Below are 12,547 nucleotides of genomic sequence, written 5' to 3'. Positions count from 1 at the left end.
CATTTGAAGGTGTATAAAATTTAAATATGTATCATATTAGAAGACGGATTAAGAAAGTTTCACTGTAAAGTAAAAAAGACAGACTAATAAATAGTCTGTCTTTTCACATTAATTCTTCACGTCATTATAAAGTTCAAGCGCCTCTTTCACATTCAATCCATTTTTCACAATACCATGTATCGCTTGAATCATCGCAGCAGGATGTTCAGATTGCCATATGTTCCGGCCCATGTCTACGCCGATTGCACCTTCTTGCAGTGCATTGTACGTAATGTTTAATGCATCTTCAATTGAATCTAGTTTTGGGCCGCCCGCGATGACAACTGGGGCAGGGCATGTGCTCGTTATTTTTTCGAATCCTTCGCAGTAATACGTTTTAATAATATCAGCACCCATTTCAACACATACGCGGGAAGCAAGTGCTAGAAAGCGAGCTTCACGTTTTTGTAATTCTTTTGCGACTGCGGTAATGCCGAGTACAGGTAGGCCGTAATCGTGAGCTTCAGAGACTACATTTGCGAGATTTGAAACAGTTTGTGTTTCATAGTCTGATCCGACAAAAACAGAAACGCCAACGCCAATTGCGTTTTGCTTCACTGCTTCTTTCACAGGTGTAACAATTGTTTCATTCGCTAAATCTTTACCGACGACAGTAGCGCCGCCAGATACACGCATAACCATCGGTGTGCTGCAGTTTTCAGGAATGCAGGAGCTAAGTACACCACGTGTTAAAAAGAGAGAATCCGTGTAAGGAAGTAAGTTTTTAACAGTTTCAAGTGGCTGTTCAAGCCCGTGGATTGGCCCTAAAAAGTAGCCGTGATCTATCGCTAACATTACCGCTCTGCCATCAGGTAAAATTGTATTTAATCGATTTTTAAATCCCCAAGTCATTCCAAATCACTCCTTCGTTAATGTTGGATTTTCCTTTTGTACCGTATCTTTATTTGGTAAATGTGGTGACTTTATAAAAACAGCTTTAAAAGGTTTGTCAGAATGGTTAATCAGATAGTGAGATTCATGAGGGCGAACTTGCAGGACATCACCTTGTTTAATCGGAACTCTTTCGTTATTTACATAGAAGTCTATTTCACCTTCTAACGCATAAAAAACTTCTTCACACGTTGTATGGTAATGATTTTGAAACTCTTGCCCAGGCTGAATGACAACAAGACCAAGATCAATATTCGGGCCTTGTATTAAATATTTCGGCCCGTTATCACCGAAGCGATAGGAGAAATCATTTTCATTCGCTTTTAACATACAGTTCACTCCTTTATGTAAATGTGTTACAGTGCACCAGGCGCAATCCACATATGTGTTGTAAGTCCTTTATCAGCTAAAGCGAGCTGACTGCTATACACGGTTTTCCATGTTTCATAGAATTCCTTGTATAGCTCGTGATTTTCAGTGATTGGTTCAAATGTATTTTCCCACTGTACAAATTGTTCGGCAGTCTCTTCCATAGATGAATATATGCCAGCGCCAACTCCAGCAGCAATTGCAGTTCCTAAAGCAGCTGCTTCTTTCACAACTGGTACTTTTACAGGAATGCCGAGAACGTCTGATAGAATTTGTGGCCATAGTTGCCCTTTAGCGGCACCGCCAGCAAAAATGACTTCAGAAGGGAATGTACCAGTAAGATTTTCAATTAGTTTTAAGTTTCCAAGTGTAACGAAGGCGGCATTTTCTTCAATAGCACGGAACATTTCTTTTTTTCCGCATTTGTCAGCGTCTAAACTTAAATTTAAGAATGAAGGTGCGGCATGACGCCAAGAAATGTAGTTCATAACGTTTGAAAAAGTAGGGATAATACCATATGAACCGACAGGAACGTCTTTCGCTTGTTCTTCTAATAATTCATAAGCGTCTACACCGAGTTTTTCAGCGAGCTTTTTTTCTTCTTGGCAAAAAGCGTCTCGAAACCAACGCATAACGAGGCCAGGGAAAAAGGCAATCGTTTCATATTGCCAAAGGTTCGGAACGACGTGACAATTTACTCGAATTGCAGCATTTGGATCCGTTGTTGACTCTGCAATATTCACTTCCTGTTGCCAAAAGCTGCCGCCGCATATTAAAGTTTGATTTGGTTTTACGACTCCAGTCCCGAGTGCTGCCATTTGAGCATCACCGCCGCCAGCGACGACAGGAATCCCTTCAAGTAAACCAGTTAGTGCTGCACACTCTTTTGTAACATTACCAATCACAGTGCCAGCTTCATTTACTTTTGGTGAAAATGGCAAAGATATACCACACTCTTTAGCGACATCGTTATCCCAATTTCTATTTTGTAAATCAAAGATTCCAGACGTACAACCGTTGGAAGGGTCGATTTGCAGTACGCCGCTTAATTTATACAAAATCCAATCATTTAACATCGTAAAGGAGTGAATATTGTTGTAGACGTCTGGTTCATGTTTTTTAATCCAAAGTAGGCGAGGTAAAGCACCTAATGAAAAAGTTTGACCAGATCTAGTATATAAATCTTCTTCAAGATGTGACCGTATTTCTTTTAGCTCACTAACTTCAGCGGATGCACGCCCATCAACATTTGCACAAGCCCAAATTTCTTGCCCATTTTTATCATATAAAACAAAACCTTCCCGCATACTAGTAGCACTAATAGCTTGAATAGAAGAAGGCGTGACATTACTTCTTTGTAAAACTTCTTTCGTGCATTGTTGTACTAGCTTCCAGTTTTCTATTACATCAAAATTCATAGAACCTGGGTAACGAGGATCCGTATTATGAACCCATTCTTTTTGACTGACCGCAATTTGATTACCTAGTAAATCAAAAAGAACAGCTCGAATGCTTCCTGTACCAGCATCAAAAGCTAATAAATGAGACATTAACAATCACCATCCTTTCGTAATAAGGAGAGGGCCGTTTCCTCATCGGTAATTAATGTATGAATGAACTTTCCCTTTAAGGCACCATAAATTGCATCTATCTTTTCTGTACCTCCAGCAACACCAACGACATGATTCATATTGCGCAAAATAGAGAGAGGCGTGCCAATTAGACGATTGTGATGCGAGAGCTCTAATAAATCACCATTCGTATTATAAAACTGTCCTAAAATATCGCCCGCCCCGTTTTGACTTCGAATATATGTCATTTCACGTAGCGTTAATTTTTCTTCTTTTACAATCGTAGCGTCTTGAGATAACCCGCCAATACCGACAACTGCTGTATGTGCAAGTGAAGCGACATGAAGCATATCTTTCACACTTGGTTCTGATAAAATACTTTGTGCCATTTCAGTAGAAGATGCTAGAAAAGGAGTAGGAATAATATGAAGATCACCTTGCATGTAGTGTAAATAGTTTTGTTTTCTTGGGAGATAGTGGTTTACTCCGCCTGTTAGCGTTACGAATGAAAGATTAATAGAACTTTCAAAATGAATGTTTTCTAGCATTTTACTTATCGTTTCACCCCAGCCGATGCCGAGTAAATCACCTTGTTGGAGATGAGTCTCTAAATATTGTGCAGCGGCTTTTCCGAGAGAAGTAGCATAATTGTTTATTGGAGTAGGGATAATGAAAGCATCTTTTAAGTAGAACTTTTTCATTAAATCACGTTCAATGCTCAAGCAATGCAAACCGGTTCCTTTTACGTGAAATGTAACGATACCTTCACTGCGTGCCTTATCTAATAACCGGACAACCTTATTTCTTGAAATATGAAGAAGTGAAGCAATCTCTTGTTGTGTTAATTGATCTTTATAATAGTACCAGGCTACTTTAGTTAATAAATTTTCTTCAAAGTTCAGCTGTGACATACTCTTCATCCCTTTCAACAATTGACCAATGCTTAAACATATGTGTCACATATTTTGTTTATTCCAGTTGAAACGATTAATAGTACATTGAAAAAAGTGTTCTAGATATGAAAAAAGGAATATACAATGCTACAAAACAAGTAGAACAAATAATCATTTTCTCAAAAAATGTTCTGGGTAAAGGCAGGTGACATCATGTGGAGAATGTGCCCTTATTACAAGTGAAGAAAATGAGTAAGGCGTTTTCGAATCAACTTGTGCTAAAGGAAGTGAACTTACAAGTAGAGCATGGTGATATATACGCTTTAGTTGGTGGAAATGGCGCCGGGAAATCGACATTAATGAAAATATTAATGGGGTTATATTCGTATGATAGTGGAGAAATGTATGTGAAAGGAAAGAGACAGCAGTTTGCAAATCCAAAAGAAGCACACCAAGAAGGGATTTATTTAATACCACAAGAACCGCTCATTTTTCCGCATATGACCATTGAAGAAAATATATGTATTGGGTTAAAAGAAAAGAAAAAGAAACTAAAAGTACAGATTCAGCAATTGATTAGCAGCTTAGGATGGGATATTGACCTTAATAAACTAGGAGGAACATTATCGATTGCGCAACAACAGTTAGTAGAAATCGTTAGAGGATTAATAAGAGAAGCTGAGATTCTTATTCTAGATGAGCCAACATCGACATTAACAACACATGAAATTAAGAGTCTTTTTGTGTTGATGAAAAGTTTACAAGAAAAAGGAATTGGGATGATTTATATTACGCATCGATTTCCAGAAATCTTTGAAATTGCCAGCAAAGTAGCAATACTACGTGATGGAATGGTTGTAAGCCAAGGTGATGTATGTGACTATACATATGACATGCTGATGGAGGGACTATTGCCAAAAGGATATAAACAGAAAGAGAAAATAGAAGTAGTTCAAGAGACAGCAAAGACGAAAAAAATATTAGAAGTGGTTGATATAAATGGTCACGCATTCGAAAATATATCATTCACTGTACATGCGGGTGAGGTTGTAGGTGTTGCTGGCATTATAGGATCTGGCAGAACGGAATTAGCAGAAGCGATATTTGGATTGAAAACTATAAAATCAGGGTCTATCTTATTGGGTGGAAAATCAATTGATACGTGTTCTTTGCATAAAAGGCTAGACGAAGGACTAGTTTATGTGCCAGAGGATAGGGCGAGGAATGGAATTTTCTCAATTGCTTCTGTTAAAGAAAATATTGCAGCAGCAAGTTTATATCAAAATAATCGCTTTTTTATAAATCAAGAAAAAGAAAGCGCTTTAGTTAATTCGTTTATAGAACAGTTCCGAATTGTTGTACAGAATATGAATAAAGAATTGGCATCTTTATCAGGAGGTAATCAGCAGAAGGTCGTGCTTGCGAAGTATCTTGCATGTAATCCTAAAATTATTATTCTTGATGAGCCGACTCGCGGAATTGATGCGAAAGCAAGGCTTGAAGTGTATGAGACGATAAAAAAAATGAAAAGGGAAGGACTCGCAATTTTATTAATCTCTTCAGATGTTGAAGAAATTGTCCAATTAGTAAACCGTGTATATGTAATGAGAAATGGGCGATTTGTTTCTCATATGGAAAAAGAACAACTGAGTGTGAATGAAGTTACACGCTTTGCATACGGAGGTGTAACGGAATGAAACGCATGTTAAAAATGCATGAAACGTCTATCATACTGTTACTACTAATTTATATAGCCATTGTCGGTATAATAAATCCTAGTTTTGTTCAGTTTAACTCGTTATCTTTAATAATGAAATCAAGCGTTATTTTAGTCGTTCTAGCAATTGGCCAATCGTTCGTTTTATTTACGAAAAATATAGACGTATCAGTTGGCTCAATTATGGGATTAAGCGCGGCAGTTTGCGGGATGTTGTTAACGAACGGGTATAATACATTCTTGTCAATTTTTGCTGCTGTAATGCTTGGTGCTAGTATTGGTTTCATAAACGGGATTGGCGTTGCAAAGTTTCGGGTACCAGCCATTATTATGACATTAGGGATGCTAGGAATTGTTAGGGGTGCAATGTTAATCTTCACAGGCGGGAAGTGGATTGAAGATATTCCAAATAATTTTAAGAAACTTTCATCTATCGTCATACTTGGTCTGCCGATAACTGTATGGGGTATTCTAATTGTTTTATTACTACTATATTTCTTTTTAAGGAAGGTACCTTACGGAAGATACTTCTATGCGGTAGGTGACAATGAAGATGGTGCGAGACTCATTGGTATACCTGTTAATCAAGTGAAGATAAATGCGTTTATTGTATCGGGCATAAGTGCGGCAATCGCTGGTTGCATATTTGTTATGAATATCGGGTTCGTTCCAAATCAAACTGGTACAGGAATAGAACTACAGGTGATTGCAGCTGCTGTGCTAGGAGGAATTCATCTAAAAGGAGGAACAGGTTCTATATTTGGAGCTGCACTAGGAGCATTGTTTTTAGAAGTGATAAGCAGTTCACTTATCTTTTTAAAAATACCAGCATTTTGGAATAATGCTATTTCAGGTTTTTTACTATTACTTATTATCATATTAGATAGCGTCATGAAGAAGTGGAAAGCAGAAAGGAGAATGAATCTATGAAGTATTTTTACAAATGGGAAGGTGTGTTAATCATATTACTTCTTATAGAATTCATTTTCTTTAGTTTTATAAACAGCAATTTCTTAAATATTAGTAATCTCCTTTTTAGTACAAATGATTTTCTATTCATAGCAATCGCGGCAATTCCAATGACTTTCGTTATTGTAACAGGAGGAATTGACGTATCTGTAGGATCAATTATGGGGCTAACCTCGATTTTAATTGGTGTGTTTTGGATGAATGGAATTCATATTTTACTAGCAGTAATAATGGCACTTATAGTCAGTTGCTTAGCAGGAGCTTTAAACGGAATCATTATAAAATTGACAGATGTAGAACCACTAGTCGTTACACTCGGAACGATGTTTTTATACGGAGGAATTGCACTCGTCATTTCAGGAGGGGCAGGTGCTTCTGGATATGAAGGGATAAGCGGTTTACCTGATACTTATGTACAACTAGCAAATGGTAGTTTTATAGGAATACCCAATTTATTATGGCTACTTATTTTATTAACAATTGTATGCACGATTTTGTTTCACCGAACGATATATGGGCGCCACGTAAAATTAACAGGCGCGAATGAAAATACAGCAAAATACACCGGGATTAAAACGAAAAAAGTAGTAATCATTGCTTACATACTTTCTGGGTTAGGAGGTGGATTAGGAGGAGCTTTCTTAACTGCATATTTCAGTTCTGCACGTACTGATATAGGAAGCGAAACAATATTACCAATCATTACAGCAGTCGTCTTAGGCGGTACACTTATTACAGGCGGAAAAGGAAGCATTATCGGTACTGTACTGGCGAGTATTTTCATTGGGCTCATGCAGTATGGCTTGCAAATGACGGGTTTAACAAATGAACAATCTAACGTAGTTATTGGTATTATCCTTATTCTTTCAGTTATTATGAGACATTTCAAATTACATCAATTTTTAGCGGGAAAAAGACAGAGTTTGCATAAGGGGGAAATGTCATGAAGAGAAAACTAGGGATTGTATTGATCGTATGTATTTGCCTAATTGGTTTAATAGCTTGTTCCAGTCAAACGGTAGATAAGAAAAAAGCGGATGATGTGAAATTTGCATTTATTCCGAAATTAACAGGAGTTGGCTTCTTTACATCGGGCGGTGAAGGAGCAAAGGAGATGGGAGAGAAGCTAGGCGTACAAGTGAAATATGATGGGCCGTCTGAAGCGAGTGTATCAGGGCAAGTAAAGTATATAAATAATTTTATTAACCAAAACTATGATGCACTTATGGTTTCCTCTACATCAGTTGATGGTTTATCGCAATCACTACAACGTGCTAAGAAAAAAGGAATGACCGTCTTAACATGGGATTCTGATGTGAATCCGAAAGATCGTTCTTTTTATATAAGCCAAGGAACACCAGACCAACTTGCTAACTTATTAATAGAAATGACTTCTAAGCAAATTGGAGATAAAGGAAAAGTAGCATTCTTTTATTCTAGCCCGACAGTAACGGATCAAAACCAATGGGTAACGAAAGCGAAAGAAATTATTAAAAAGAAATATCCGAACTGGGAAATTGTAACGACGCAGTACGGTGAAAATAATGCACAAAAATCTTTATCCGTAGGGGAGAACATATTAAAAACGTATCCAGATATTAACGCAGTTATTTGTCCAGATGCAACAGCACTCCCAGCAATGGCGCAGGCAGCTGAAAACTTAAAAATGGATAAAAAAGTAGTGTTAACTGGATTTTCTACACCGAACGTTATGCGTGATTATGTAAAACGAGGAACAGTACAACAATTTGGTTTATGGGATGTAAAACAACAAGGTGCTCTCGCAACGTATGTAGCAAATGAAATTGTTGTAAAAGGGAAGAAGTTAAAAGTAGGGGATAGCTTCGAAGTAAAAGGAATTGGAAAAGTGAAAGTAGAGCCAAACTCCATTCAAGGATATGATTATGAGGCAGAAGGGAACGGAATTATCGTATTACCAGAACGAGTTGTATTTACGAAAGATAATATTGATAAGTATAATTTTTAGTAGACAAAAAAACGTCCGAATATATCGGACGTTTTTTTATTTCTGCATTAATTATGAACAGTTTCTTTTTCGTTTAATCCAAGTGTACGACCAGTAGAAGTGTGAAGATCTTGGAACAATCTTGGATTTTCAGTTAGTGAAATGCCATATGAAGGAATCATTTCTTTTATTTTTTCTTCCCATTCTACCATGCGGCTTGGGAAACATTTTTCTAATACTTCGAGCATGACGTGAACAGCAGTAGAAGCACCTGGTGATGCGCCTAGTAATGCGGCGATTGAGCCGTCAGCTGCACTTACTACTTCTGTACCAAATTGAAGTGTTCCTTTACCGCCAGCATCAGTATCTTTAATTACTTGTACACGTTGTCCAGCAACTACAATATCCCAATCTTCACTTTTCGCGTTCGGAATGAATTCGCGTAATTCTTCCATACGTTTTTCATGTGATAACATAACTTGCTGAATTAAGTATTTTGTAAGTCCCATTTCTTTTACACCAGCGGCTAACATCGTTAAGACGTTATTCGGTTTTACAGAACCGATTAAGTCAAGATTTGAGCCAGTTTTTAAGAATTTAGGTGAGAAGCCTGCGAATGGTCCAAACAGTAAAGCTTTTTTATTGTCTATATATCTCGTATCTAGATGAGGTACAGACATTGGCGGAGCGCCAACTTTAGCTTTACCGTACACTTTCGCATGATGCTGCTCTACAACTTTTTGGTTTTTACATACCATAAATAGTCCACTTACTGGGAAGCCACCGATATGCTTTGATTCAGGGATACCAGTCTTTTGAAGTAGAGGTAGGCTACCGCCACCGCCGCCAATAAATACGAATTTAGCAGTATGATGCTCAATTTTACCACTATTCATATCGTGTACTTTTACTTCCCACAAACCATTTTTCGTGCGCTTAATATTTTCGACACTATGCTTGTAGTTTAGCTCGACATTTTTTGTTTTTAAGTAATCAAACAACATACGTGTTAATGCACCGAAGTTAACATCTGTTCCAGAGTCAATCTTCGTTGCCGCCATCGGTTCATTAGATGTGCGGCCTTCCATAATGAGTGGAAGCCATTTTTTTAATGTTTCAGGAGCATCAGAAAATTCCATTCCTTGAAAGAGTGGATTTTTTGAAAGCGCTTCAAAACGGTTTTTTAGAAACTCAACATTTTTTTCCCCTTGTACTAAACTCATATGAGGTAGTGGCATAATAAAATCTTGTGGATTACGAATTAATTTGCTCTTTACAAGATATGCCCAAAATTGTCTTGAAAGCTGGAATTGCTCATTCACTTTTACAGCCTTACTAATATCTATAGATCCGTCAGCTTTTTCGGAAGTATAGTTCAGTTCGCATAGCGCAGAATGCCCTGTACCTGCATTATTCCATTCGTTAGAGCTTTCTTCCCCGGCACTTGCGAGTTTTTCAAAAACTTTAATTTCCCATTCTGGTGCTAATTCTTTTAGTAATGAGCCTAACGTTGCACTCATAATTCCTGCACCAATTAAGATAACGTCTGTTTTTTGCTGCATGTTGCTCATGATAATCTCTCCATCCCCTATATTGGCAAAAAAGTGTAGGTGTTTTCTATGTCTAAGCCGTAAAAGAGAAACACCGCCTAGGCCCCACCTAGGTGTATACCTTTTTTGTCTCAATTATATAACCATCTCATACTCTATTATAATAATTAATAGACTAAAATATCTAGTGTTATCTGATAATTTTAAACTATTTAACGTTTTATTCGCTAAAAATCTTATTTAACAAGCTCTTTTAAGGTGGTAAATAGAAAAAAATTACAGTTTGAAATTATCTCGAAAAAGCTTACGTATCCTTAAGTGACTAGATCGAGTACCTTTTTATGGGATTATTCTTTCTGTAATGGTAAGATTATTCTGAAAAATAAAAAGGAGGGATTTTAATGCGTACAAAAGAGCAAATTTCAAACTTATTTCGAAACTTTTCAATAAAGGAATGTAAAGGGTCAAGTGATTTATATGAATATTTATCGATAAAAATTGCTGAAGATGAGGAAGTACTTACACTATCTTCCTATGCTCAGGTAGGTCAACCAGTCCCAAACTTACTATTAGGTGCAGTACATTATTTATTGCTAGCAGGGAAAGAACATTATTTAAAAACGTATTATAGTAGCTTAGTCGAATATATTGATACAAATTTAGATAAAGCTTTTAATCATTTTAAAGATTTCTGTAAAGAGTACCGAGAAGAAATCATTACTTTGTTACAAACGAAACTCGTTCAAACAAATGAAGTAAGACGGTGCGCATACTTATACCCAAGTTTCTGCTACATATTTAACAAAGTGAAGAAGCCGTTAGCGTTAATTGAAATTGGGACAAGTTCTGGGTTGCAACTGTTCTGGGACCAATATCGTTATTCGTACGGGACGGATGAAATGTACGGAAATATAAATTCAAATGTGCATGTAACTTCTGAAATAAGAGGGGAGAATGTACCGCATTTTCTAAAAGAAAGCCCATCTGTCGTAGAAAGAATCGGACTGGACTTACATGTGAATGATTTACATAATGAGGAAGATTATTTATGGTTACGTGCTTTAATTTGGCCAGAACATAAAGAAAGGCTTGAGATGTTTGATCAAGCTGCATCTTTAGTGAAAAATGAATCTGTCCAATTAATAGAAGGAGACGGTGTAGAGCTATTATCATCTATTATTGAACAAATAAGTGAAGAAGCTGTTATTTGTATTTTCCATACACACGTCGCAAATCAAATACCAGAACAAGTTAAACAGAAATTAGAAAAACAAATACAAGAAATCGGCGCAAAACGTGATGTATTCCACCTGTATAACAATATGTGGGATCGTGACCTTCATATTGATTATTATATTAACGGAAACGAATATCGTGAAACGGTTGGAGAAACAGAAGGACACGGGAGATGGTTTAGCTGGAAAATTGGAAATGAGACGCTTATTTAGATTAATATGGGCGCCCTCACTTGTAAAAGAAGGGACCATAGGCTCAAGCATTGACTAAATGGTTAAGGAATAAATGTATTAGTAACATACAAAAAATGCTTCGGAGAAATCCTAAGCATTTTTTGAATTACATTTAAACCCCATAATGGATCATGTACTTCTGTTCTGCTGCAGCTTGTACAATTTTTGAAGCTAACTCATTCAGCTCATCAGATTTTTTGAAGAACTTTGAAGATGTAACTGTTTCATAGAAAATTGCTAATGATTCAGGCGGGATAATTGTAATACCGTAATAAGCTAAACCGTATTCCTGATTTTTGACTGTATGAAAGTAGGTTTTCATAATTGATAAATTTCGACTTAAGCTACTGATAATATCATCAGCAACAGAAATACAATAATATTTCTCTGGTGTATAATCATTGTAACTTTTTTGAGAATTAAATTCGTCAATTATTCCAAAATCATGGACACATGCCATCATTATCATCCTTTCAAATTTAATAAAATGATTTCTATTAAAGTAAAATGTCTATTCGTTTAAGTGTAATAGAAATAGTTATGTAGTTCATAAAATATTTTCGGTTTTTCTTCGTGAAAACAGTTTATTTATCGATGAACTCATCAGGAGTCCAAGTGGCGATTTCATTCCCAGGTGCAGCGGCTACAAGCCATTGCTCACATAGGACACCAGCTTGCCAACATTCATAATAATCATGAAAACCATTTACAAAAATAATTTGTCCGCTCTCTAAATTAATAATTAAATGAGGGCTTTCTAAGCCGAGTTGTATATCGGTAACTTTTTGTCTTCTTATCTCAAATATTCTCTCATATTCTTCTTCCTCAGAATAATCTTCAAATTCATCTTCATTTAATGGGTATCTTTTTTGAGGTTTATGAAATAAACACCATTTTGATTCGATATTGATATATAATTGCCCGTCATAATCAACGGAGTCGTGAAAGTTTGTAAACTGAATCTTTATAGTGCCTGAAGAAATACCAAATTGTAATCCATCAACTTGTGATCCGATAAAGAGATTTTTTAACACTTTTTCAGCGTAAATTTTATCCTCTGTATTCATTCTTGAATTCCTCCTTTTCATAAAAATATACCTTATATTTTTATTG

At 36.5% G+C, this 12,547-nt stretch carries 12 protein-coding genes; 5 read left to right on the top strand and 7 right to left on the bottom strand.

Features of this window, described 5'->3' with window-relative positions:
• Positions 1-108 precede the first annotated feature (108 nt).
• The 4 genes from lsrF to MR143_RS08690 are packed head-to-tail and all read right to left on the bottom strand — an operon-like array spanning position 109 to position 3,781.
• Positions 109-891 (bottom strand): 3-hydroxy-5-phosphonooxypentane-2,4-dione thiolase, encoded by a 783-nt coding sequence (gene lsrF / locus MR143_RS08705; protein ID WP_000219774.1) that lies wholly within the window; start codon positions 889-891, stop codon positions 109-111.
• Between the two features lie 6 nt (positions 892-897).
• A complete protein-coding gene (locus MR143_RS08700; RefSeq protein WP_000909983.1) occupies positions 898-1,260 on the bottom strand; it encodes a cupin domain-containing protein in 363 nt (120 codons plus the stop codon).
• Positions 1,261-1,286: 26 nt separating this feature from the next.
• Positions 1,287-2,849, bottom strand: coding sequence for an autoinducer-2 kinase (gene lsrK / locus MR143_RS08695; RefSeq protein WP_000018829.1), 1,563 nt, complete (start codon positions 2,847-2,849; stop codon positions 1,287-1,289).
• Entirely contained in the window at positions 2,849-3,781 is a 933-nt protein-coding gene (locus MR143_RS08690; RefSeq protein ID WP_000080669.1) for a sugar-binding transcriptional regulator, read from the bottom strand. Before MR143_RS08690 ends, lsrK begins: the two co-directional genes overlap by 1 nt.
• A gap of 197 nt (positions 3,782-3,978) precedes the next feature.
• Here MR143_RS08690 and MR143_RS08685 point away from each other — a divergent pair, with 197 nt between their 5' ends.
• The 4 genes from MR143_RS08685 to lsrB are packed head-to-tail and all read left to right on the top strand — an operon-like array spanning position 3,979 to position 8,436.
• On the top strand, positions 3,979-5,460 hold the full coding sequence (locus MR143_RS08685) for a sugar ABC transporter ATP-binding protein (protein ID WP_000432622.1): 1,482 nt from the start codon (positions 3,979-3,981) through the stop codon (positions 5,458-5,460).
• A complete protein-coding gene (locus MR143_RS08680; RefSeq protein ID WP_074593322.1) occupies positions 5,457-6,410 on the top strand; it encodes an ABC transporter permease subunit in 954 nt (317 codons plus the stop codon). The genes MR143_RS08685 and MR143_RS08680 overlap by 4 nt, the downstream gene beginning before the upstream one ends.
• Positions 6,407-7,396: an ABC transporter permease gene (locus MR143_RS08675; RefSeq protein ID WP_242280706.1), complete on the top strand. Its 990-nt coding sequence runs from the start codon at positions 6,407-6,409 to the stop codon at positions 7,394-7,396. Before MR143_RS08680 ends, MR143_RS08675 begins: the two co-directional genes overlap by 4 nt.
• Positions 7,393-8,436, top strand: coding sequence for an autoinducer 2 ABC transporter substrate-binding protein LsrB (gene lsrB, locus MR143_RS08670; RefSeq protein WP_000823668.1), 1,044 nt, complete (start codon positions 7,393-7,395; stop codon positions 8,434-8,436). Before MR143_RS08675 ends, lsrB begins: the two co-directional genes overlap by 4 nt.
• 47 nt (positions 8,437-8,483) lie before the next feature.
• Here lsrB and MR143_RS08665 read toward each other — a convergent pair whose 3' ends face one another.
• On the bottom strand, positions 8,484-9,986 hold the full coding sequence (locus MR143_RS08665; protein WP_000069138.1) for a malate:quinone oxidoreductase: 1,503 nt from the start codon (positions 9,984-9,986) through the stop codon (positions 8,484-8,486).
• 380 nt (positions 9,987-10,366) lie between these two features.
• Here MR143_RS08665 and MR143_RS08660 point away from each other — a divergent pair, with 380 nt between their 5' ends.
• Positions 10,367-11,413, top strand: coding sequence for a DUF2332 domain-containing protein (locus MR143_RS08660; protein WP_242280705.1), 1,047 nt, complete (start codon positions 10,367-10,369; stop codon positions 11,411-11,413).
• 133 nt (positions 11,414-11,546) lie between these two features.
• Here MR143_RS08660 and MR143_RS08655 read toward each other — a convergent pair whose 3' ends face one another.
• Positions 11,547-11,894 (bottom strand): hypothetical protein, encoded by a 348-nt coding sequence (locus MR143_RS08655; RefSeq protein WP_000752494.1) that lies wholly within the window; start codon positions 11,892-11,894, stop codon positions 11,547-11,549.
• Positions 11,895-12,018: 124 nt separating this feature from the next.
• Entirely contained in the window at positions 12,019-12,501 is a 483-nt protein-coding gene (locus MR143_RS08650) for a hypothetical protein (protein ID WP_001090922.1), read from the bottom strand.
• Positions 12,502-12,547 lie beyond the last annotated feature (46 nt).

It is taken from the genome of Bacillus cereus group sp. BfR-BA-01347 (genome assembly GCF_022663835.1).
Lineage (GTDB): Bacteria > Bacillota > Bacilli > Bacillales > Bacillaceae_G > Bacillus_A > Bacillus_A thuringiensis_K.
This window is presented reverse-complemented; position numbering and strand designations above follow the sequence as displayed.

Excerpts from the sequence above, each read along its gene's own strand:
- lsrF (WP_000219774.1), bottom strand. The coding sequence starts at position 891 with ATGACTTGGGGATTTAAAAATCGATTAAATACAATTTTACCTGATGGC.
- MR143_RS08700 (WP_000909983.1), bottom strand. The coding sequence starts at position 1,260 with ATGTTAAAAGCGAATGAAAATGATTTCTCCTATCGCTTCGGTGATAAC.
- lsrK (WP_000018829.1), bottom strand. The coding sequence starts at position 2,849 with ATGTCTCATTTATTAGCTTTTGATGCTGGTACAGGAAGCATTCGAGCT.
- MR143_RS08690 (WP_000080669.1), bottom strand. The coding sequence starts at position 3,781 with ATGTCACAGCTGAACTTTGAAGAAAATTTATTAACTAAAGTAGCCTGG.
- MR143_RS08680 (WP_074593322.1), top strand. The coding sequence starts at position 5,457 with ATGAAACGCATGTTAAAAATGCATGAAACGTCTATCATACTGTTACTA.
- MR143_RS08675 (WP_242280706.1), top strand. The coding sequence starts at position 6,407 with ATGAAGTATTTTTACAAATGGGAAGGTGTGTTAATCATATTACTTCTT.
- lsrB (WP_000823668.1), top strand. The coding sequence starts at position 7,393 with ATGAAGAGAAAACTAGGGATTGTATTGATCGTATGTATTTGCCTAATT.
- MR143_RS08665 (WP_000069138.1), bottom strand. The coding sequence starts at position 9,986 with ATGAGCAACATGCAGCAAAAAACAGACGTTATCTTAATTGGTGCAGGA.
- MR143_RS08660 (WP_242280705.1), top strand. The coding sequence starts at position 10,367 with ATGCGTACAAAAGAGCAAATTTCAAACTTATTTCGAAACTTTTCAATA.
- MR143_RS08655 (WP_000752494.1), bottom strand. The coding sequence starts at position 11,894 with ATGGCATGTGTCCATGATTTTGGAATAATTGACGAATTTAATTCTCAA.
- MR143_RS08650 (WP_001090922.1), bottom strand. The coding sequence starts at position 12,501 with ATGAATACAGAGGATAAAATTTACGCTGAAAAAGTGTTAAAAAATCTC.